General features: G+C 69.6%; 22 protein-coding genes. 10 read left to right on the top strand and 12 right to left on the bottom strand.

Translation table 11 applies throughout. The annotated features are described in order from the left end of the window. Positions 1 to 47: 47 nt before the first annotated feature. The 3 genes from ABZ707_RS21690 to ABZ707_RS21680 are packed head-to-tail and all read right to left on the bottom strand — an operon-like array spanning position 48 to position 2,904. Positions 48 to 689: a lactate utilization protein C gene (locus ABZ707_RS21690; RefSeq protein ID WP_360177241.1), complete on the bottom strand. Its 642-nt coding sequence runs from the start codon at positions 687 to 689 to the stop codon at positions 48 to 50. Next, positions 686 to 2,188, bottom strand: a complete 1,503-nt coding sequence (locus ABZ707_RS21685) for a LutB/LldF family L-lactate oxidation iron-sulfur protein (RefSeq protein WP_360177238.1) — start codon at positions 2,186 to 2,188, stop codon at positions 686 to 688. Before ABZ707_RS21685 ends, ABZ707_RS21690 begins: the two co-directional genes overlap by 4 nt. Continuing rightward, on the bottom strand, positions 2,185 to 2,904 hold the full coding sequence (locus tag ABZ707_RS21680; RefSeq protein WP_360177234.1) for a (Fe-S)-binding protein: 720 nt from the start codon (positions 2,902 to 2,904) through the stop codon (positions 2,185 to 2,187). The genes ABZ707_RS21685 and ABZ707_RS21680 overlap by 4 nt, the downstream gene beginning before the upstream one ends. A 136-nt stretch (positions 2,905 to 3,040) precedes the next feature. On the opposite strand from ABZ707_RS21680, the gene cobF reads away from it, so the two are divergent. Then, positions 3,041 to 3,814, top strand: a complete 774-nt coding sequence (gene cobF / locus ABZ707_RS21675) for a precorrin-6A synthase (deacetylating) (RefSeq protein WP_360177462.1) — start codon at positions 3,041 to 3,043, stop codon at positions 3,812 to 3,814. A 535-nt stretch (positions 3,815 to 4,349) separates the two neighbouring features. Beyond that, positions 4,350 to 6,734, top strand: a complete 2,385-nt coding sequence (locus ABZ707_RS21670) for a discoidin domain-containing protein (protein WP_360177231.1) — start codon at positions 4,350 to 4,352, stop codon at positions 6,732 to 6,734. Positions 6,735 to 6,902: 168 nt separating this feature from the next. Here ABZ707_RS21670 and ABZ707_RS21665 read toward each other — a convergent pair whose 3' ends face one another. Next, positions 6,903 to 7,076, bottom strand: coding sequence for a CsbD family protein (locus tag ABZ707_RS21665; RefSeq protein WP_360177228.1), 174 nt, complete (start codon positions 7,074 to 7,076; stop codon positions 6,903 to 6,905). Between the two features lie 147 nt (positions 7,077 to 7,223). On the opposite strand from ABZ707_RS21665, the gene ABZ707_RS21660 reads away from it, so the two are divergent. Further along, positions 7,224 to 7,394 (top strand): hydrophobic protein, encoded by a 171-nt coding sequence (locus ABZ707_RS21660; protein WP_360177225.1) that lies wholly within the window; start codon positions 7,224 to 7,226, stop codon positions 7,392 to 7,394. Positions 7,395 to 7,532: 138 nt separating this feature from the next. Here ABZ707_RS21660 and ABZ707_RS21655 read toward each other — a convergent pair whose 3' ends face one another. Next, positions 7,533 to 8,261 (bottom strand): cupin, encoded by a 729-nt coding sequence (locus ABZ707_RS21655; RefSeq protein ID WP_360177222.1) that lies wholly within the window; start codon positions 8,259 to 8,261, stop codon positions 7,533 to 7,535. 285 nt (positions 8,262 to 8,546) lie between these two features. Further along, positions 8,547 to 8,954 carry an ATP-binding protein gene (locus ABZ707_RS21650; RefSeq protein ID WP_360177220.1) on the bottom strand — a complete coding sequence of 136 codons (408 nt, stop codon included), beginning with the start codon at positions 8,952 to 8,954 and terminating at the stop codon, positions 8,547 to 8,549. Positions 8,955 to 9,218: 264 nt separating this feature from the next. On the opposite strand from ABZ707_RS21650, the gene ABZ707_RS21645 reads away from it, so the two are divergent. Continuing rightward, complete coding sequence (locus ABZ707_RS21645; RefSeq protein ID WP_360177459.1) at positions 9,219 to 9,473, top strand: DUF5133 domain-containing protein; 255 nt, start codon at positions 9,219 to 9,221, stop codon at positions 9,471 to 9,473. A 438-nt stretch (positions 9,474 to 9,911) separates the two neighbouring features. After that, a complete protein-coding gene (locus tag ABZ707_RS21640; RefSeq protein WP_360177218.1) occupies positions 9,912 to 10,331 on the top strand; it encodes a MarR family transcriptional regulator in 420 nt (139 codons plus the stop codon). Here the strand turns inward: ABZ707_RS21640 and ABZ707_RS21635 are convergent. Continuing rightward, a complete protein-coding gene (locus tag ABZ707_RS21635; RefSeq protein WP_360177456.1) occupies positions 10,290 to 10,664 on the bottom strand; it encodes an STAS domain-containing protein in 375 nt (124 codons plus the stop codon). The genes ABZ707_RS21640 and ABZ707_RS21635 overlap by 42 nt on opposite strands. A gap of 232 nt (positions 10,665 to 10,896) precedes the next feature. After that, entirely contained in the window at positions 10,897 to 11,412 is a 516-nt protein-coding gene (locus ABZ707_RS21630; protein ID WP_360177215.1) for a MarR family transcriptional regulator, read from the bottom strand. 78 nt (positions 11,413 to 11,490) lie between these two features. Here ABZ707_RS21630 and ABZ707_RS21625 point away from each other — a divergent pair, with 78 nt between their 5' ends. Beyond that, complete coding sequence (locus ABZ707_RS21625) at positions 11,491 to 12,660, top strand: PP2C family protein-serine/threonine phosphatase (RefSeq protein WP_360177212.1); 1,170 nt, start codon at positions 11,491 to 11,493, stop codon at positions 12,658 to 12,660. A 138-nt stretch (positions 12,661 to 12,798) separates the two neighbouring features. On the opposite strand, the gene ABZ707_RS21620 is transcribed toward ABZ707_RS21625, so the two are convergent. From ABZ707_RS21620 to ABZ707_RS21605, 4 genes are all read right to left on the bottom strand, one after another. Beyond that, positions 12,799 to 13,269, bottom strand: coding sequence for an ATP-binding protein (locus ABZ707_RS21620; RefSeq protein WP_360177209.1), 471 nt, complete (start codon positions 13,267 to 13,269; stop codon positions 12,799 to 12,801). A 102-nt stretch (positions 13,270 to 13,371) separates the two neighbouring features. Beyond that, on the bottom strand, positions 13,372 to 13,815 hold the full coding sequence (locus ABZ707_RS21615) for a response regulator (protein WP_360177206.1): 444 nt from the start codon (positions 13,813 to 13,815) through the stop codon (positions 13,372 to 13,374). Next, on the bottom strand, positions 13,812 to 15,527 hold the full coding sequence (locus ABZ707_RS21610) for a CHASE3 domain-containing protein (protein WP_360177203.1): 1,716 nt from the start codon (positions 15,525 to 15,527) through the stop codon (positions 13,812 to 13,814). The genes ABZ707_RS21615 and ABZ707_RS21610 overlap by 4 nt, the downstream gene beginning before the upstream one ends. Then, positions 15,524 to 16,669: a SpoIIE family protein phosphatase gene (locus tag ABZ707_RS21605; RefSeq protein ID WP_360177453.1), complete on the bottom strand. Its 1,146-nt coding sequence runs from the start codon at positions 16,667 to 16,669 to the stop codon at positions 15,524 to 15,526. The genes ABZ707_RS21610 and ABZ707_RS21605 overlap by 4 nt, the downstream gene beginning before the upstream one ends. A 455-nt stretch (positions 16,670 to 17,124) precedes the next feature. Here ABZ707_RS21605 and ABZ707_RS21600 point away from each other — a divergent pair, with 455 nt between their 5' ends. The 4 genes from ABZ707_RS21600 (at position 17,125) to ABZ707_RS21585 (ending at position 20,186) form a co-directional block, all read left to right on the top strand. Then, entirely contained in the window at positions 17,125 to 17,538 is a 414-nt protein-coding gene (locus tag ABZ707_RS21600) for an ATP-binding protein (RefSeq protein WP_360177200.1), read from the top strand. Positions 17,539 to 17,684: 146 nt separating this feature from the next. Further along, on the top strand, positions 17,685 to 17,996 hold the full coding sequence (locus tag ABZ707_RS21595; RefSeq protein WP_360177197.1) for an STAS domain-containing protein: 312 nt from the start codon (positions 17,685 to 17,687) through the stop codon (positions 17,994 to 17,996). 217 nt (positions 17,997 to 18,213) lie between these two features. Then, complete coding sequence (locus tag ABZ707_RS21590; RefSeq protein ID WP_360177450.1) at positions 18,214 to 19,803, top strand: PP2C family protein-serine/threonine phosphatase; 1,590 nt, start codon at positions 18,214 to 18,216, stop codon at positions 19,801 to 19,803. After that, positions 19,800 to 20,186 (top strand): STAS domain-containing protein, encoded by a 387-nt coding sequence (locus ABZ707_RS21585; RefSeq protein ID WP_360177194.1) that lies wholly within the window; start codon positions 19,800 to 19,802, stop codon positions 20,184 to 20,186. Before ABZ707_RS21590 ends, ABZ707_RS21585 begins: the two co-directional genes overlap by 4 nt. The last annotated feature ends 22 nt before the right edge of the window (positions 20,187 to 20,208 follow it).

Genomic DNA, 20,208 nt, shown 5'->3' with positions numbered 1-20,208 from the left:
ACGTGGCGGCGAACGGCGCCCCCAGTCGCCGGCGTCAGTCACCGCCGTCAGTCGTCGACGAGGATGACTTCGAGGGTGCGTGGGCCGTGGACTCCTTCGACCCGGTCGAGTTCGATGTCACTGGTGGCGGAGGGTCCGGAGATCCAGGTGAGCGGCCGAGTGGGGTCCAGGAGTGGGATGGCCCGGGGCACGGAGGCCACCACCTGGTCGGAGGTGCGTACGACGCAGATGTGGTGATCGGGTACGAGGGTGATCCGACGTCGTCCCTGGTCGGGGCCCGCGTCGAGCACCAGGGTGCCGGTCTCGGCAATGGCCAGCGCGCAGCCCGTGACAACACTGTCGACCGCGTCCAGCTCCTGGGCGGTGGCTTCGGGCTCGTCGTCGACCCGGGTGATCGCGCTTCCTGTCGCGGAGAGCCAGGAAGCCGGGAGCAGCGGGGGGACGAGGACGGTCCGCGCGCCGCGCTCGGCGAGCAGGCGTGCGATGACCGCGGGCAGCCCCTCCACGTCCGTCCGGTGGACAATCGCGCGGTAATCGGCGAGGTTCTCGGCGAGCAGGTCGATCACACCGTCGTCCGGGATGTGCGTGTCACGGTAGTCGCGAGTGACCTCCGGGACGTCCGGGGCATCGGCGACGGCGGTGCGGATACGGGCGAGTATCCGCTCGCGGGAGCTCGTACCGGTGCTCATGTCCCGTTGTCCTTACGGTCGTTCACGCGTTCGTCCCTGCGGTCGGTCTTCTGGTCGCTCTCGCGGTTCTTCTTCCGGTCGCTCTCGCGGTTCTTCTTCCACCAGTCGCGGAAGGGCTCCGCCGGGAGTTCCGGCAGGTCCCGCGTGTTCGTCCAGGCTCCGGCACCCGGTGGTTTCGAAGGATGCAGCCGGCGGGTCCTGGACGCGGCCCGCTCCCCGGCGGCGAGTACGCGGGGATGGTCGAAGACCCAGCCCGCCGCCTTCATCGCGACCTTCTCCAGCCGGTGTCCCCTGCCGCCCTGGTCCGCGATCCGCTCGCGCAGATGCACCAGGACTTCGGGGATGTCGATGGCGACGGGACACACGTCGTAACAGGCGCCACAGAGCGAGGACGCGTACGGCAGTGAGGCGTCGATCTCGCTCTCGGTGCCCCGGAGCTGGGGGCTGAGGATGGCGCCGATCGGACCGGGATAGACGGAGCCGTACGCGTGCCCGCCCGCCCTCTCGTACACCGGACAGACATTGAGACAGGCCGAACAGCGGATGCAGCGCAGCGCCTGCCTGCCCACCTCGTCGGCCAGCGTGTCGGTCCGGCCGTTGTCCAGCAGCACCAGATGGAAGACCCGGGGGCCGTCGCCGTCCGTGGTGCCGGTCCACGTACTGGTGTACGGGTTCATGCGCTCGGCCGTCGAGGAGCGGGGCAGGGTCTGCAGGAAGACCTCCAGATCCTGCCAGGTCGGCACGATTTTCTCGATGCCCACCACGGAGATCAGCGTCTCCGGCAGCGTGAGGCACATCCGCCCGTTGCCCTCGGATTCCACCACGACGAGGGTGCCGGTCTCGGCGACCATGAAATTGGCCCCGGAGATACCGACCTTGGCCCGCAGGAACTTCTCCCGCAGGTGCAGCCGCGCCGCTTCGGCGAGCTCGGCGGGCTCGTCGGACAGGTTCTCCGGAGCGGCCCGTCCCCAGGACCCCATGCGGTCGCGGAAGATGTCCCGGATCTCGCCCCGGTTGCGGTGGATCGCCGGAACGAGGATGTGTGAGGGGCGGTCCTCACCGAGCTGGACGATCAGCTCCGCCAGATCGGTCTCGTACGCGGAGATGCCCTCGGCCTCCAGCGCCTCGTTCAGGCCGATCTCCTGCGTCGCCATCGACTTGACCTTGACGACCTCGGACTCACCGGTCGCCTTCACCAGCTCCGCCACAATGCGGTTCGCCTCGGCGGCGTCGGCGGCCCAGTGCACCACGCCGCCCGCCGCCGTCACGGACTCCTCCAACCGCACCAGATACCGGTCCAAGTGCCGCAGCGTGTGGTCCTTGATCTGTTTTCCGGCCTCCCGCAGCAGCGCCCAGTCGTCCAGCTCCGCCACCGCCTTCGCCCGCTTGTCGCGGATCGTATGGGTCGCGTGCCGCAGATTTCCGCGCAGCGTCTCATTGCCCAGCGCGTCCTTCGCCGCCACCGGAAACGCCGGCATCCCCAGATATGTGCCGCTCATGACCAGGGCTCCTCTTCCGTCGACGCCAGGATTTCCGCGAGATGCACGGCGCGCAGCGGGGCATCCTCACGACTCACGATCCCACCTATGTGCATCAGGCAGGAATTGTCCGCTCCACAGAGCACACCGGCCCCGGTGGAGACAGCGCTGCGCACCTTGTCCTGGCCCATCGCCGCCGAAACATCGGAGTTCTTGACCGCGAAGGTGCCGCCGAAGCCACAGCACTCCTCCGCCCCGGGCAGCTCCCGCAGCTCCAGCCCTCTCACCGCCTCGAGCAGCTTTCGCGGCCGGTCCCCCAGCCCCAGCAGCCGCAGCCCGTGGCAGGACGGATGGTACGTGACGGCATGCGGGAAGTACGCCCCGACGTCTGTCACCCCCACCACGTCGACAAGGAACTCCGTCAGCTCGTACGTGCGTGAGGCAAGGGACGCCGCGGCCGCGTCGCCGATCTTCGGATAGTGCTGCCGGACCATCGCGGCGCAGGATCCGGACGGCGTCACCACATAGTCGTAGCCCTCGAAGGCCCGGACCGTGCGACGCACCAGCGGCTCGGTCTCACGGCGGTAGCCCGTGTTGAACTGCGGCTGGCCGCAGCAGCTCTGCGCCTCGGGAAAGTCGACGTCGACTCCCAGGCGTTCGAGCAGCCGCACGGTCGCGATCCCGGTGGACGGATATACGGCGTCATTGACGCAGGTGACGAAGAGAGCGGCGCGCATGGGCGGAGCATATGTCGCATGTGACGGCCTGCGTAAGACCCGCGAAATGTGTGATGGATCATCAGACATCCGATGGATGTCCGATGCTCGGGGAGCTGGGCGGCAGGGAGTACGGACCATGAGGCAGACTCGACCGATGAGGAAGATCTATGTCATCGGTATCGGAGCGGGCGACCCGGACCAATTGACCGTCCAGGCGGTCAGGGCGCTCCGTCAGGTGGATGTGTTCTTCCTGGTCGACAAGGGTGAGGACAAGGCCGACCTCGTCGGTCTCCGGCAGGAGATCCTGCGGCGGCACATCGGGGACGGCGACTACCGGCTGGTCGAGGTCCGCGACCCCGCGCGGGACCGGGCGGCCGACGGCGCCGCCTACCCCGGAGCCGTCGACGACTGGCGCGGCCGGCGGGCCGACCTCTATGAGCGCATGATCATCGACGAGCTGGACGAGCAGGCGGAGGGCGACCGGACCGGAGCGTTCCTCGTATGGGGTGACCCCGCCCTGTACGACTCCACGCTCGCCGTCCTGAATGAGGTCCTGGAGCGTGGCGCCGTGCGGTTCGACCATGAGGTGATCCCGGGCATCAGCAGCGTCTCCGCGCTGGCGGCCAGGCATCGCGTCGGGCTGACCCGGGTGGGTCGGCCGGTGCAGATCACCACGGGCCGACGACTGGCGGAAGGCTGGCCAGAAGGGGCCGATGACGTCGTCGTCATGCTGGACGCGCGTCAGTCGTTCCTGCACCATCTGGCGGCCGACCCGGTCATCCACTGGGGTGCGTATGTGGGGACCGAGGACGAGATCCTGGTCTCCGGGCGGCTCTCGGAGGTCGCCGACAGGATCGTGGAGCTGCGGTCCGCGGCGCGGGCCCGCAAGGGCTGGATCATGGACGCCTATCTGCTGCGGCGCGACTGAGGGGCTCATCGGCTGCGTCACCTGCCGTGATGAGCCGGGCCGGACGGCGCGAGCCCGGCGCCCTCCGGACAGGAGACGGCCCTTGGCTCGGCGACGGCAGCCGATGATTGCCCCGTGGCCCGTCACGCCCCCGTTTCCGCTTCCGTGGCGGATGAGTGACCGGCGGCCCCGGCATACCGCCCGATGATTGCGCCGCAACGCAAACACATCCCGGAACGACCCCGTTCGCTGAACGCGTGATGACGGCCGAGCGCAAGCGCCCATCACAAAACACGCAAGGGCCGACGCTCAGAACGTGCGGCGACGGGTGTCCGCAGCGGGCCGTGAAGTCATGGGCCCCGCGTACGGCCGTTCATCCTCCCCGCCCCGTTGGGGAGTTGAGAAGAAGCAACCGGTATGTTCCGCTCAGAACGCTGGCCCGGGTCGAAGATTTTTACTTCTGTCTTCAAAATTTGCGCAGATTCATAGACTTCCTGCGGGCTCACTTCTAGCCTTTTCGCGTCCGCAGAGAGTCCCCCCCGAGCCGCAAGGACGTATGTCTGTGACACTCCCCCCTGGACGCCGCTTGCTCCGGCGCGGCATATCCGCATCCGTGTCCCTCGCACTCGCTGTGGCCGGGACGGCCGCAGCGGTGGTGATGTCCACCGCACCCTCCGCCCAGGCGGCGGCTGTTCCCGCACCCTCTCCGCTCAACGTCCCCGGTCGCGGCGCGACCGTGCCGTTCAAGGAGCAGGAGGCCGAGTACGCCGCCACCAACGGCACCCTGATCGGTCCCAACCGCCTCTACGGCACGCTGCCCTCCGAGGCGTCGGGCCGGCAGGCCGTGACGCTCGACGCGGTCGGCGAGTACGTGGAGTTCACTCTCACCGCTCCGGCGAACGCCATGTCGTTCCGGTACTCGCTGCCGGACAACGCGGCGGGCACCGGCCGGGACGCGACCATCGACCTGCGGGTGAACGGCACCTCCCTGAAGAGCGTGCCGGTGACTTCCAAGTACGGCTGGTACTACGGCGGTTACCCCTTCAACAACAACCCCGGTGACACCAACCCGCACCACTTCTACGACGAGACCCGCACCAAGTTCGGGTCCACCCTGCCGGCCGGTACGAAGATCCGGCTCCAGGTCTCCTCGACGGCCGCGTCGCCGACCTTCACCATCGACCTGGCCGACTTCGAGCAGGTGGGCGCGGCGATCGCCAAGCCCGCCGGCGCGCTGGACGTGGTGAGCGACTTCGGCGCCGACCCGACCGGGGCCGCCGACTCGACCGCCAAGATCCAGGCCGCGGTGGACGCGGGCCGGACCCAGGGCAGGCAGGTCTACATCCCCGAGGGCACCTTCCAGGTCCGCGACCACATCGTCGTCGACCAGGTGACGCTGGCGGGCGCGGGCCCCTGGTACAGCGTGCTGACCGGGCGCGACCCGTCCAACCGCGCCAAGGCCGTCGGTGTGTACGGCAAGTACGCCAACGCGGGCGGCAGCAAGAACGTCACCCTGAAGGACTTCGCCATCATGGGCGACATCCGTGAGCGCGTGGACAACGACCAGGTCAACGCGATCGGTGGCGCGATGTCCGACTCCACGGTCGACAACGTGTGGATGCAGCACACCAAGGTCGGGGCGTGGATGGACGGCCCCATGAACAACTTCACCATCAAGAACAGCCGCATCCTCGACCAGACCGCCGACGGCGTCAATTTCCACATGGGCGTCACCAACTCCACCGTCACCAACACCTTTGTGCGCAACACCGGTGACGACGGTCTGGCGATGTGGGCGGAGGCCGTCCCGAACGTCAACAACAAGTTCACGTTCAACACGGTGATCCTGCCGATCCTGGCGAACAACATCGTCACCTACGGCGGCAAGGACATCACGATCTCCGACAACGTCATGTCGGACACCATCACCAACGGCGGCGGGCTGCACATCGCCAACCGCTACCCGGGCGTCAACTCCGGTCAGGGAACGGCCGTCTCCGGCACCACGACCGCCGCGCGCAACACCCTGATCCGTACCGGAAACAATGACTACAACTGGCAGTTCGGTGTCGGCGCGGTCTGGTTCAGCGGTCTCAACGAACCGATCAACGCCACCATCAACATCAGCGACAGCGAGATCCTGGACAGCTCCTACGCCGCGATCCACCTGATCGAGGGCGCCACGAACGGGCTGCGCTTCAACAACATCAAGATCGACGGCGCCGGTACCTACGCGCTGCAGATCCAGGCGCCCGGCACGGCCTCGTTCACCAATGTCACCGCCACGCACATCGCGCAGTCCAATCCGATCCACAACTGCGTGGGATCCGGTTTCCAGATCACCCAGGGCGCCGGGAACTCCGGCTGGTACGCCAACCCGCCTGCGTGCTCGGGTACATGGCCGGCCCCGGTGTGGACCAACGGCGGTGTACCCGGTGGCGGCACCCCGCCCACCGACCCGCCGACCACTCCGCCCACGACCCCGCCGACCACTCCTCCGACGACCCCGCCGGCGGACACGGGCAACATCGCCCAGGGCCGTCCGATCACCGAGACCGGCCATGCGGACGTGTACGGCGCGGGCAACGCGGTCGACGGCAACGCCAACTCCTACTGGGAGAGCACCAACAACGCCTGGCCCCAGTCCCTCACCGTTGACCTCGGCTCCGCGAAAGCGGTCAAGCGTGTGGTCCTGAAGCTCCCTCCGTCGTCGGCGTGGGCCACCCGCACGCAGACCCTGAGTGTGCTGGGGAGCACCACGAACACCCTCCCCTACACCACGCTCAAGGCTTCGGCGGGCTACACCTTCAACCCGTCGAGCAACAACACCGTGACGATCAATCTGGACGGCACATCGACCCGTTATCTGCGGCTGACCTTCACCGGTAACACCGGCTGGCCTGCCGGACAGCTTTCCGAACTGGAGGCATACACGAGTTGACCCGTGTCACGGGAGTGACCGTCCGCTCGAAAAGCGGTCCGCGTCCCTCCCGCGACAAAGCGGAAGCGGTGGGCGCACCTCATCGCGACAGGGGCCCGGCTTATAGCCGGGCCCCTGTCACAGGTAATGCGAATTCTCCGGGCGACACCGCTCCCGCGGATGTCACCGTCAGTGCTTGAAGGCGTCCTTGACCTTCTCCTTCGCCTGACGCACATCGCCCTTCGCCTGCTCGGCTCGGCCCTCGGCGGTCAGACGCTCATTGCCCACAGCCCGGCCGGTGGTCTCCTTGACCTTGCCCTTGACCTGCTCGACCTTGGCATCCGTCTTCTCGTGGTCAGTCACGACACTCACGTCCTGCCCTACTCGACTTTCACTGGCCACCCATCGCATCACCCCGATTACGCCGGTCAAACCTCATCCGAAAAAAGAGATTCCAGGAGGCATGAAGGATTTTTGCCCGGGCACACGGATGACTGGAGGTTGATAACTATGGTTCCCCTTCTTCTCGTACTTCTGCTGGCTCTGATTCTCTTCGGAGCCGGTTTCGCACTGGAGGCGCTGTGGTGGATCGCCATCATTGTGCTGGTCGTATGGCTGCTCGGGTTCCTGGTGCGGCCGACCGCCTCGGGCGGCAAGCGTGGCCGCTGGTACCGCTGGTAGAAAAGCGGCCGTAGAAAGACCACGAAAGCGATCTCCACGACAAACGTGCGGGTGGGCCGGGACAATGGTGTCCCGGCCCACCCGCCTTTCCGTTCCGGTGAGAATTGCCGGGTGTTTCCGCCGCTTCGTGCGACGTCGTCACGCGGTGTCGTAGGTGTCCAGCCGTCCGCACATGCCGAACACGCCGCGCGCGGCGGGGAGCCGGGCACGCAGCCGCGCCTCGGCCAGATACGAGGGGTCGCCGGAGGCGAGCCTGTTGAGCTGGACGCCGGTCTGCCGGGTGGCCTCCGCCGCGCCCGCCTCCCAGCGGGCCCGCCAGGCCGCCACCCTGGGCGCCACGAGCGCCGCGGCTGCCCGCTGGAAGTCCAGCAGGGGCCGCTGGTCGCCCGCCTCCCACGCCGTACGCAGCGCCGTAAAGCCCTCCACCGCGAGGTCCCGGCGCCGGCGCGCGGCGGCGGCCTGTTCGGCCTCGGAGCCGTCCGGGATCCGCACGGCCCGCGTATACGTCTCCGGATCGGTGAGGTGGTCGGGCGGGAGGGTGAGCACGGCGTCGCCGGCCTCCGGCAGACCGTTGTTCTGCATCAGCACCACGACACGCAGCCCGCCGTCGTTGACGAGGCGGTGGATGGTGCCGGGTGTGAACCACACAAGGGCACCGGGCTCCAGCGCGGTGGTGTCGAAGCCGCCCGGCCTGAGCGTGTGCACCGCGCCGCGGCCCGCCGTCACCACATACCCCTCGGAGCAGGTGAGATGCAGATGCGGGGTGCCACCGCGGAATCCGTCGGCGGCCTCCCAGTCGTACACCCGCAGATGGGAGACGGCCACGGCCCCCGGCAGTCCGACGAACCCGGCCGCCGGCGTCGTCACGGCCGCTCTCCGGGGCGCTGGGCGGTTGTGGTGCGGGACGCGTCCGTCACCTCGCTCGGAGACGTCACGAACTCTCCCTCCACAGGCACGGCACGCCAAGCGGCACAAGCAAGCACCGCGGCACAGCAAGCGCTTTCCGCACGCAACGTAGAGCGTCCGGACCACCGCGTCAACGCCCCGGCCCGTGCCGGGCCACCTGCCGCAGCCCGCCTCCGCCGTGCTGTCACGCGCGTGGCCCGGGCCGTACGACGGTGCTCCGCGGCCCACGTCGAGGACTGGACCGCCCTACCGCGCGAGAACGGCCACGATGCTCTTGCCGCCGCTCGGGCTGGGCCGGACGGTGACCTTCTCCGCCAGCCGCTGGATCATGGGCCAGCCGAAGCCGCCGGTCCGGCCCGTGAGATCCGGCGTACGGTCCTGGGGCTGCGCCGGGCTGGGGTCGTCCACCACTATCTGCAGGCTCCGGCGGTCCGCGCGCAGTCGCAAGGAGGTGACCTCGCCGGCGTGCCGCAGCGAGTTGGTCACCAGTTCGGACACCACCAGGATCAGATTCTGGGACATGTTCGCCGAGGGCGAGGGACAGAGCCCGGCCAGAAAGCCGTACGTCATGTCGCGGGCCTCGGCCGCCAACTGCGGCCGGCAGTCACACTCGGCGAAGACCTGGCCCTCGGGCCGGGACTGATTTCCGGTCACGTGCGGGTGGTGCATATGGCTCACCCCGTCGGTTGAACTCGTCTTACGGCCGTCTCCAGCGGTCGTTTACCCCCGCGATCGGCACCCATGAGTCTCCAGGTGAGCGTTGTCTCCCGGCCCGCGCTCGCCGGGGCCCGTCATACCCGGCGGTATGCAGAAGGAATACCCGTCGGTAGGACAGAAGGCCGAAATGGATGCACATGGTCTTCACGTACCGGGGCAGACGCGAGCACGACAGTCCGGCCTACGAAGGAAGGCATGCCCGTGCTCATGGCTCACCCCGCGATACTGCGCAATCTCGTCCAGCAGTACGAAGCCCTCCAGGTTCTGCACGCCGAAACGAACAGCTTCGAGACGCGCAGACGACTCGAGGACATCACCTACACGCTCTGCGTCTCGACCGGCACCCGCGTCGTCGAGGACGCTCTCGCCGTCGCGGAGCGGCAGTTGGCCGGCGCGCTTGCCGAGCAGGCCGGCGCATCGGCCACCACGGCGGAATCAGTGGCGCTGACCGTCTGACCCACCCGCCCGGTACGTGTCGGCCCCGGCAGGCGACGAGGACTTCGCCGGGGCCCTGGACACGGGAGCCTGCTCAGGCACCGGCGGTCGGGCCGGTGAAGCGACCCGGCCAGGAGTACCCCGCCCCGGGTAACTCCCCCCATCCCCACCAACTCCCCGGCCGCTGCCGCCTTGGAGATGAACCGCCTTCGTGTGAAATCCGGATGAGCGGGCATGGCAGTGGGCAGACAGCGCGTCCGGATCCGGCTCTTCCCACGGACCGGCATTCCGTACGGAGTCCCTCCGGCCGTGCTCTGACCCGTTGTCACACGCGGAACGGATGGGCACATGGAAGGCCATCGTGCCGAAGCGGCAGGATCACCAGCGGCTTCGGCGGCACCGGCGGCATCTTCTTCCACGCCGGCCGAGAGGCTGCACGAGGCCGCGGAACAGCTCGCCTTGTCGGCTGAGGCCGTCGCGGAGATCGCGGCGAACGCCGCCGCCGCCGTCGACCCCCGGCTGCTCCCCCACCGGTTGAGAGTCCTGCGCATCATCCGGGCCCACCCCGGTATCAATCTGACGGCACTGGCCAAGGCCGTACGGCTGCCCCTCCCGCGTGCCAGCCGCGTGTGCAGCGGCATGGAGTCGGAGGGCATGCTGGAGCGCCACTCCGTGATCACCGACCGCCGGGAGATCGGGCTGTCGCTCACCCCGGAGGGGGAGGCCCTGCTGACCGACTACCGGGCCCGCAGGACGGCGGAGATCACCGAAGTCATGCGCCGGATGCCGGCGGGAGACCAGCGCCGGCTCCTGACCGGGCTGCGGTCCTTCACGCGGTCACTCGCCGCCGTCAGAGGGCCCGGTGGCGAGCGGCCCTGAGCCGGGCGGGGACGCGGCCGTCAGAGCCTCCTCCACGGAGCCGTACACAGGCAGGGCCTGCTCCAGCCCGATGACCGAGAACAGCCTCTGCACAAAGGAGGAGAGCTCGGCGAGCCGCAGTCTCGGGCCGAGTGCGCCGTGCGCGCGCAGGAGCACATTCACCGTCGTGGAGTCGGCGAAGCTGACACCGGAGAGATCCACCACGACCGGACCCCGCACGGTTTCGCCCGCCTCGGTCAGGGCGGTGGCGAGGGGGGTGATGTTGTCCAGATCGAGATCGCCGCTGACAGCGAGAACGACCGCGTCGCCGTCCTGTCTCGCCGCCATCGCCATGGCCTGTCCTGCACTGTGGGGAGGTTGCACGGAGATCCTTCAGGGACTGGTGGAGGAGGACGGGAGACGGTGCCGCCCGGCCCCACGGCTCACTACACGGTGCCACCACGATAGAAGCGATAGTTGTCATTTGACAACATTCTCTGGTGGGCAACAATCTGTTCACTGCTTCCACGCAATGAGCTTGCGCGGAGAGTAACGTGTCAATGCCAGGAAGTGGGCCCGAATGAAGCTATGCGCTGTCCGCCACGTGGCTCCGCTCGGACGCGGCGGGTGCGCTGTCCGCGGCACTGAGACGCCGGGTCGCCGCGGCCCGGAACGCCATCAGCCCTTCCGCGAGCATGACGATGTCCGACGGATCCATCTCCGCGAGCACCAGCTCGACCTCCCGGCTCCGGAAGGCGCGGTACTCGTCCAGCACCTGGTGGCCCCGCCGGCTCAGCCGGAGCTCCACCTCACGGCGGCTGGTGGGGCTGGGCGAACGGATCACCAGCCCCATGGCCTCCATCCGGTCGCAGAGCCTGCTCAGCGAGGAGGGACGCGAGCCCAGGACGTCTCCGAGCGTCCGCAGATTCGCACCCTCATGTTTTTCGATGACAAGAAGGGCCCGTAGTTGGGAAGGCGAGACCGGCCCGGAAGGCGCGGCCTCCTGACCACGCCCCCACAGCACCTCGAGCAGTTCCGAGGCGGCGCAGGCGGCCTCGGCAACCTGCTCGCGTTGGTGCGGCTTACCGGTGAAGCGGGACATCGATCCACTCTTTCATCCGGCACGGGCCTTTGTCAGCCCTGACGGACCCGACCCTGGAAGAAGAAGGCCAGAACGACAGTGACTCTACTCTCGGATGTGGAAAGAGCGGTCCGCACAGCGGCGCCGCATGCCCTGGTGGACACCCTCCGGGCCCGGCTCGCCGCGGCGTACGGCGCGACATCCGTACAGCTCTACCTGGCCGACTACGGGCTCACGGTGCTCCAGCCGGTCGACACCGCCACCCACCCGGCCGAGGCGCTGTCGCTGCACAACACCCCGGAGGGCCGGGCCTTCGGCAGCCAGGAGCGGCATGTGCAGCAGGTCAGGCAACGGAACGCGGTGGACCACCATCTCCCGGTCACCGTCCGCGGCGAGCGGCTCGGCATCCTCACGGTCCAGCTCCCCGGCGACCGCTCCACCCCGGACACCGTGGAGGATCTGACTCAGATGGCCGAACTGCTCGGCCACGAAATCCTGGTGGCCGAGCGGGACACCGATCTCTACCAGCGCGCCCGCCGGGTGAACCGGCTGACCCTGGCGGCCGAGATGCAGTGGGAGCTGCTGCCCGCGCGTGCCTGCACCGCGCAGGAGTACGCCGTCGGTGCCCAGCTCGAACCCGCCTACGCGATCCACGGCGACAACTTCGACTGGGCGTCGGACGCCGACGAGCTGACGCTCGCGGTGACCAACGGCATGGGTGAGGGCATCCAGGCGTCCCTGCTCACCAATCTCGCCGTCAACGCCCTGCGCAACGCCCGCAGGGCCGGGATCGGCATCGCCGACCAGGCCGCGCTGGCGGACCAGGCCCTGTACGAGCAGCACCGGGGCGCTTCCTACGTCTCGACGCTGCTGCTCCGGTTCGACCTGGCGACCGGCAAGGTGGAGGCGGTGGACGCCGGGTCGCCACAGCTCTGGCGGCAGCGGGACAAGACCGTCGAACGCATCGAGCTGGACGCACAGCTTCCGCTCGGCATGTTCGAGGAGTCGGACTATGTGGCGCAGACGTTCCAGGTCCTGCCGGGCGACCGGCTGGTCTTCGTCAGTGACGGGGTCTACGCGGCGGTCTCGCCACAGGGCGAGGTCTACGGGGACCGTGCGCTGGCCCGCGCGATCAGCTCCACGAGCCTGCTGCCCGCCGCCATGGTGCCGCGCGCGCTGCTCCGCGAGCTGGCGGCCTACCGCGACGCCGAGTCGACCGACGACGCGCTGGTCCTGTGCCTGGACTGGTTCGGCAGAAAGGAAGACTGAAGACAGCCGGACGGCCGGGCGGCCGGGCTGAGCCGGGCCCTGTGCTGCCCGGAGCCGTGAGAGGGCGCTGTCCGGGCTTGTCGGCCCCGTGCCGGTCCGGTGCGGGGCCTCGGGCCGTCGCGTCGGCAGGCGCCGGGATCAGACCCCGGCCCGGTGGCGTCCCAGGTCGAACGCGGCCTGTACCCGCTTGCCGACCGGGACCCGTTCGGCGCTGAGCCGGTCGCTCAGCGTATGGACGATCTCCAGGCCGTGACCGCCCACCCGGCCCGGGTCCCGCGGGTAGCGGCGCGGAAGGGTCGAGCTGCTGTCGTACACGGTGACGGTCACCTGCCGGTCGGTGCCCTCCAGCTCCAGCAGATAGGGGCCGTGGCTGTGCCGCTCGGCATTGGTGACCAGTTCGCTGACGACCAGCAGCAGATCGCCGGTCGTGCGGTCGCCGAGCGCGGCGAACCACTCAGCTTCGAGCTGCTGCAGAAACCTCACCGCGAGCAGCCGCGCCTCGGCGGCGCAGCCGGGCTCTCCGCTGAATTCGGCGGCACGGCGCAGCGGCTGCACGGCTTCGGGCCCGATGGCCGCGAAGGCCGGGGTGTTAATGGTCTGTTCGTTCATGCGCTCCTGCCCCACGCCGGTGAGGGCGATCGGGGACCCCCTTCTCGGATCCCTTTATGCCCCCGGACGCCGACGGTATGCGGACCGGTTCCGTGAAGGGCGTCACGTCTGCCCCGGAAGGCGGACCACGGTGACAAAGAATTCGTCGATCTGGCGGACGGCCGCGATGAACTGGTCGAGGTCGACCGGCTTGGTCACGTAGGCGTTCGCGTGCAGTTTGTAGCTGCGGAGGATGTCCTCCTCCGCCGAGGACGTGGTCAGTACGACGACGGGGATCAGGGACAGCTCCGGATCCGTCTTGACCTGCTCCAGGACCTGGCGCCCGTCGTACTTGGGCAGATTGAGGTCGAGCAGGATGAGATCGGGCCGGGGAGCCCCTCCGTGGGCGCCGCGCTGGTACAGGAAGTCGAGGGCTTCCTCTCCGTCGCGCACCACATGGAGGGTGTTGCGGATCTTGTTGTCCGCGAAGGCTTCGCGGGTCATCAGCTCGTCGCCGGCGTCGTCCTCGACCAGCAGGACCTCGATGGCGCGCGCGGGGCTGTTCACTGGGCGGCTCCCGGCGGAGTGGGCGTAGCGGTCAATGGGGCGTCTTCCGGCGAGGCGGCAGGGGCGCCGGGACCGGCGGTCACGGCGGGGTCTCTGCGGACGGGCAGGGTGAAGTGGATCCGGGTGCCGCCTTCCGTCACCGGCTCCAGCCAGATCCTGCCCCCGTGGAACTCTACGATCTTTCGGCACAGCGCAAGGCCGATCCCGGTGCCTTCGTACTCGTCCCGGGCGTGCAGCCGCTGGAAGATGATGAAGACCTTCTCGGCGAATTCGGGCGCGACGCCGATGCCGTTGTCCGTGACGGTGAGGTGCCATTCGTCGTCGTCGCGGGTGCAGCCGATGACGATCCGGCCGGGTTCGTCGGGCCTGCGGAACTTGACCGCGTTGCCGACGAGGTTCTGCCAGAGCATGGCGAGCGTGGTCGAATCGCCGGTGACCGTCGGCAGCGGGTCGGGCCGCAGGACGGTGACGCCGGACTCCTCGACGACCAGGGCGAGATTGCCCAGGGCGCCGTCCAGGACCCGGTCCAGCTCGACGGTCTGCACGGCGTCGTGCACCCGCCCGACCCGGGAGAAGGTGAGCAGATCGTTGATCAGGATCTGCATGCGCTTGGCACCGTCGACGGCGAAGTCGATGTACTGCTTGCCTCGGCTGTCCAACTGGTCGCCGTAACGCTTCTCCAGGAGCTGGCAGAAGGACGCGACCTTGCGCAGCGGCTCCTGGAGGTCGTGCGAGGCCACATACGCGAACTGCTCCAGCTCGGAGTTCGAACGGCGCAGTTCCCTGGTCTGGTCCGCGAGCAGGGCCTCACGGGACTGGGTGGCCGCGAGTTCGTCGGCGAGGCGCCGGCGCATGTCCTCCACGGCCGCGCCGACGGCACGGACGTCGGAGGGCCCGGCCGGCTCGATACGCCGGTCGAACGCTCCGGCGCGCACGCCGTCGGACGCGGCGCGCAGCGCGTTCAGCGGCCGGCCGACCATGTGGTGCAGCACCAGCGCGAGGGACACCACCGCGACGGCGAAGACGCAGAGAATCAGGATCAGCACGAGGTCACGAAGGTCACGGGACGCGTCGAGCTGGGCACGCGCCCGGTCCCGGGCGGCGTCGAGATGGTTCTGCTGGGCCGCGAACAGTTCGCGCACCTCGTCGAACTTGGCCTTGCTCTGCGTCAGCCGGTCGGCGGAGGCCGCTTCCGCGCCCCGTGTCCGCACGGACGCGATCAGCGACTCCGCCTGCTCACGCCGCCACTCCTCGGCGGCGCGCGTGATGCGGGCGAGGTCCTCCACCGCCTCGGGGTCGTACGAGACGATGGTTCTGATCCGACGGGTGATCTGCTGCTCGTCCTCGCGGCCCTGGTTGTACGGCGCGAGGAACGACGGGTCGGCGGTCAGCGCGAATCCGCGCACGCCGGTCTCCTGGTCGAGCAGGGACTTCTGGAGCTGGAAGACATTGGAACGGGCCGGCTGGATGCGGTCGACGAGTTCCGTGGTGCGGTCGTTCGTCTGCGAGAGCAGTACGCCGCCGACGACGGTGCAGCAGCACACCACCAGCACCAGCGCGCCAAGGATGAGCTGCACCCAGCCCTGCACCGACAGCCGGGCCTGTGTCGTCTGCCACAGCAGGGCCCGGCGGGGGCGCCGCTCGGCGCGCGTCGCGTTCTCCGTACCGGTACTCGTCACGTTCTCCGTTCGCGTCCCGCTGTCCGTCGTCATGGTGCCCCGCCCCAGCCCAGATGCAGCACGGCGACATCGTCCGCGAGGCCGCCGTAGGGGGCGGCTCCCTCGGTGGCCTCGTCGACCAGCGCGTCGATGAACGCGCTCGCGGGCAGCGCGCCGTGCTTTCTGGCCACCCTGAGGAGCCCTTCCTCACCCAGCCGACTCGACGGGCCCGTACGTCCCTCGAAGAGGCCGTCGGTGAAGAGCACCACATGACCTCCGGGTGGCAGCGGCAGCACGGTCTCGGTCCAGCGTCCCATGCCGGGCAACAGCCCCAGGGCCATGCCCACCTGTGGCTCCTCCCAGCCGACCTCGGAGCCGTGCCGTACGAGCAGCCCGGGATGACCGGCGCGCACGACCCGCACCTCCCGGCCGCCGGGCGGAAAGACCAGTGAGCTGACCGTGGCGAACACATGCTGGTCGGAGCGTTCCGCGACCAGGATCTCCTCCAGGAGTCTGACCTGCTCCAGCGGCGGGGTCTCGCACAGCACGGCGGTGCGCCAGGCGACCCGCAGGCAGACGCCGAGGGCCGCCTCCGCGGCCCCGTGGCCCGAGACATCGCCTATCACCGCGTGGACGGTGCCGTCCGCGGTCTGTACGACGTCGTAGAAGTCGCCGCTCAGCAGGCCGTGGGCGCGGCCCGGCTCATAGCGGGCGATCGCCTCGAATTCGTCCCCGCGCAGCAGTGGAACGGGCAGCAGGCCCCGTTCCAGCCGGGCGTTCTCCTGAGCCATCAGCTCGTTGGCGCGGAGGGCGGCGGTGGCCTGCTCGACCTGCTTGCGCTGGAGGGCGTAGCGGACCGCTCTGCTCAGCGCCTCCGGGTCGAACCGTCCCTTGACGAGATAGTCCTGCGCGCCGGTGGCCACCGCCGAGAGCCCGGCCTCGCCCTCGGCCAGGCCCGTGAGGACCACAATGGCGGCGCCGGGAGCGCTGCCGACGATCCGGGTGACGGCATCGACACCGTGGACGTCCGGCAGGTGGAGGTCGAGCAGCACACAGACCGGCGTGGTGCAGGCGGCGAGGAACCGCTGGGCCTCGGCCAGCGTCTTGCACCAGGTGAGCGGCGCGTCCAGGTCGCTGTCCAGCAGCATCTCCTCGACGAGGAGCGCGTCGCCGGAGTCGTCCTCGACGAGCAGCATGACGGCGTCGACCGACCACAGGGAGTCCCGCACGGTCGCGGGAACGTCCTGCGACGGCACGGCCCCAGCGCTGTGCGCGCCCCGCACGGGACGCGATGAGAGGCCTACGGGCAACTCGACCACACTCCACCCCCTCACCCGGCGGCGCCGGGCCGCCCGGCGTCGTATCGGCCGGAAGCATATGCGACAACCAGAGCGTCATTCCGCTCGCGGTGCGAGAACGCTCCCCAGGGGTGCACTTGTGGCAAACCGGCCGGACGGAACGGCATATCCACGCACACTGGTTCACGTACTCCGGTTCACGAACGGAGGAAACGTGCGATGCTCTCCGCCGGGCCCAGGACCACGCGATCGCGTTCACCGCGTGATGGAGCGGGAACAAGCACGTGACACCGGGCACAAGCACGGCACGAGTTCACCGGCATGAATCTACAGCCGCGTATGGGGGTGCGGGGATGACAACGGTCGACGACGGAGCGGACAACGCCGTCACGGGACCACCTGCGTGGCTTGAGGCACGGCCCGCCGACACGGCCGGCGCCCGCGCGCTGGCGCGCTCCTTCCTGGAGCGTCACGAGCCGGCGGTGCCCGAGCGCACCGCGGTCGATGTGCTGCTCGTCGTGTCCGAGCTTGTGACAAATGCCATTCGGCACGCCGACGGGGTGACGGCTTTCCGGATCGCCGCCCGCACGGGAGCGGTGGAGATCACCGTGCGGGACGCGAGTCCGCGGCTGCCCCGGCACAAGGAGCACGGCGACGACTGGCTGCCCGGCGGCTACGGCTGGCCGCTGGTGCACCAACTGGCCGAGGTCACGGTGCTCCCGCTGGAGGACGGCGGCAAGGCCATCACGGCGCTGATCCGTCATTGACCGGCCCGTCGCCCGTCCGGCCGGTTCAACGACCGTTTCGCTGCCACTGCCGACCACCAAGTGATCACTCCGGCGGCGGCCCGCCGCACATGGCATGCTGTGGCCCCATGAGTCCCGACCATCCTCAGGCACCGGATCACGCCGTCGTGACACATCACCCCCTGGGAGATGCGTACGTCGTGACCCTGGCGGGCGAAGTGGACGTCGATGTCGCGCCCGAGATAGAGCTCGCGATCAGCGACGCGGGACGGTTCGGCGCCCGGCGGGTCGTCATCGATCTGTCCCGGATGACCTTCGCGGATTCGACGGTGCTTCATCTGCTGCTGGCCGCGGCGCGCCGGTACGAGCTGCGCATCGTGGGCCCGCTGCGGCCTTCGGTGCGGCGGCTGCTCGACGTGACGGGGACGGCCGGGCGTTTTCCCGTCGCCGCCGATCTCGACAGCGCGCTGGGCCGCTGACCGAGGCCGGCTCGCGGCCGGCTCGTCCGCCGGTTCACTCCCTCGGCGGCACCTGCTCCGGCCGGGAGGGATTGCGCTCTCCGACCGGGGGAAGGAATGTTGCAGAATAGCAACAGTGCAGCCGAACTGTGAGAGGGTGAACGGGATTCGTGCCGAGTGCACGGCATTCCACCATGTGACGGATTCGCCGAAGACGACCTCCGCGGCCGGCCCGGCCGTGGGAGACGCGGTTCTGGAGTCCTCGCCGCACCCGGTGATCGTGGCCGACCGTACCGGTGTGGTGCGTCTCGCCAACGCGGCCGCTGCCGCGCTGCTGCCCGGCCTCGCCGTCGGCTCGGAGCTCTCCGGCCCGGGACCGCGGTGGCTCGCCGACGCGCATGCCGGCCAGGAGCGGACGGCGCACGGCCCGGTGGGCGCGCGCTCGTACCGGGCCAGCGGTGTCACGGCGGACGCCGAGGGCCTGATGACCTGGTGGCTCAGCGACGAAACGGACCATCGGGCGGCGCGGGACGCGCTCGACCTGGAACGGGAGCGCACCGCGTTTCTCGTCGAGGCGTCCACTCGGCTGCTCTCCTCTCTCAACGCCCGTACCTGCATGGACACCACGGCGCTGCTCGCCGCCGGACGGCTGGCCGACGCCACGGTCGTGATCGGGCCCCGGACGGGCCGCCGGGCGCCGCTCGTCCGCGCCGGTGAGGACGGGCAGGTCACCCATGACGTCCTGACGGCCGATCCCGCGGACATGCCGGGCCTCGCCGAGGCACTCCAGGGCTTTCCGCCCGTGCCTTCGCGCTGGATCGATCCGGACACCGCTCCCCCGTGGCTCGCCCCCGGCGGGTTCGGGGAGCTCGGCTCCGTCATGATCACCCCGCTGCCGGGCAGCGGCGGCCCGGCGGGCGCGCTGATCCTGCTGCGCCGGGCGGGCCGGACGTCGTTCACGGAGAGCGAGGAGGCCCTCGCCGGCATCTTCGCCGCGCGGGCCGGCGCCGCGATCTCCGCCGCTCTGCTGTTCGCGGAGCAGTCCTCGGTCACGGAGCTGCTGATGCGGGACCTGATGCCGCCCCGGCTTCACCACTACGACGGGGTCGAATTCGCCGGCGGCTACCGCACCTCGCGGGAGGACCAGCACGTCGGCGGTGACTTCTACGACTTCTATCCGGCCGAGCAGCAGGGCGGGGAGTCCCAGGCCGTGCTGGGCGACGTCTGCGGCAAGGGGCTCGAAGCGGCCGTGCTGACCGGGAAGATCCGCAACACCCTGCAGGCGCTGCGGCTGGTCGAGCCGGACCACGAGCGGCTGCTGAAGCTCCTCAACGGCGCGCTGCTCTCCTCCCGGCACACCCGGTTCGCGACGATGGTGCTCGCCTCGGTGGCGCGGCTGGCGCACGGCATCGAGCTGCGTCTGACCAGTGGTGGGCATCCCGCTCCGCTGATCGTCCGTTCGGACGGGGGCGTGGAGGTGGCGCGTACGAGAGGGACGCTGATCGGGGCGCTCCCCGAGGTGTCCGCGCGGACGTTCCGCACGGTCCTCCAGCCGGGTGAGACCTGTCTGCTCTTCTCCGACGGCATCACGGAGGCGAGGGGCGGGCCGTCGGGCGGCGACATGTTCGGCGAGGACCGGCTGTCGGCCGCGCTCGCCGAATGCGCCGGGATGCCGGCGGAGGCGATCGTCGAACACGTCCAGGTGATCGCCGCCGACTGGGTGGGTTCCGGGCGGCACGACGACATGGCCCTGGTCGCCATCACGGCGCCGCGAAGGACGCATCTCAGCGCGGTAGGAGGACACGGACCGGGCAGGTTCACGGCATGACGTCGTCCCTACCCGATCCGCTGACCCTTCTCGTCTCCACTCCCCGGCCGGGCACCGCCGTGGTCGGACTCGACGGCGAGCTGGATTACGAGACGTCGCACGAGGCCGTCGAGACCGTGCGGCGGTTGCTGGTGAGCCATCCGGACGTACGCCGGCTGGAGCTGCACTGCGGTCGGCTCACCCTGTGCGATTCGACGGGTCTCTCGGCCCTGCTCATGATCAGACGCCTCGCGGAAGCCGCCGGCGCGTACCTGGTGCTCACCGAGCGACAGGCACCGCTGCGGCGCTTTCTGGAGGTGACCGGCACCGTGGAGTATCTGAGCGGCGCCGAGCGCACGGAGCAGGAGGAGAGCTCCCCGTCGAGCGACAGCCGCCCCGGGTGAGCGGGCGCACCGGCTCCTCTCG

It is taken from the genome of Streptomyces sp. NPDC006923 (assembly GCF_040635655.1).
Taxonomy (GTDB): domain Bacteria; phylum Actinomycetota; class Actinomycetes; order Streptomycetales; family Streptomycetaceae; genus Streptomyces.
This window is presented reverse-complemented; position numbering and strand designations above follow the sequence as displayed.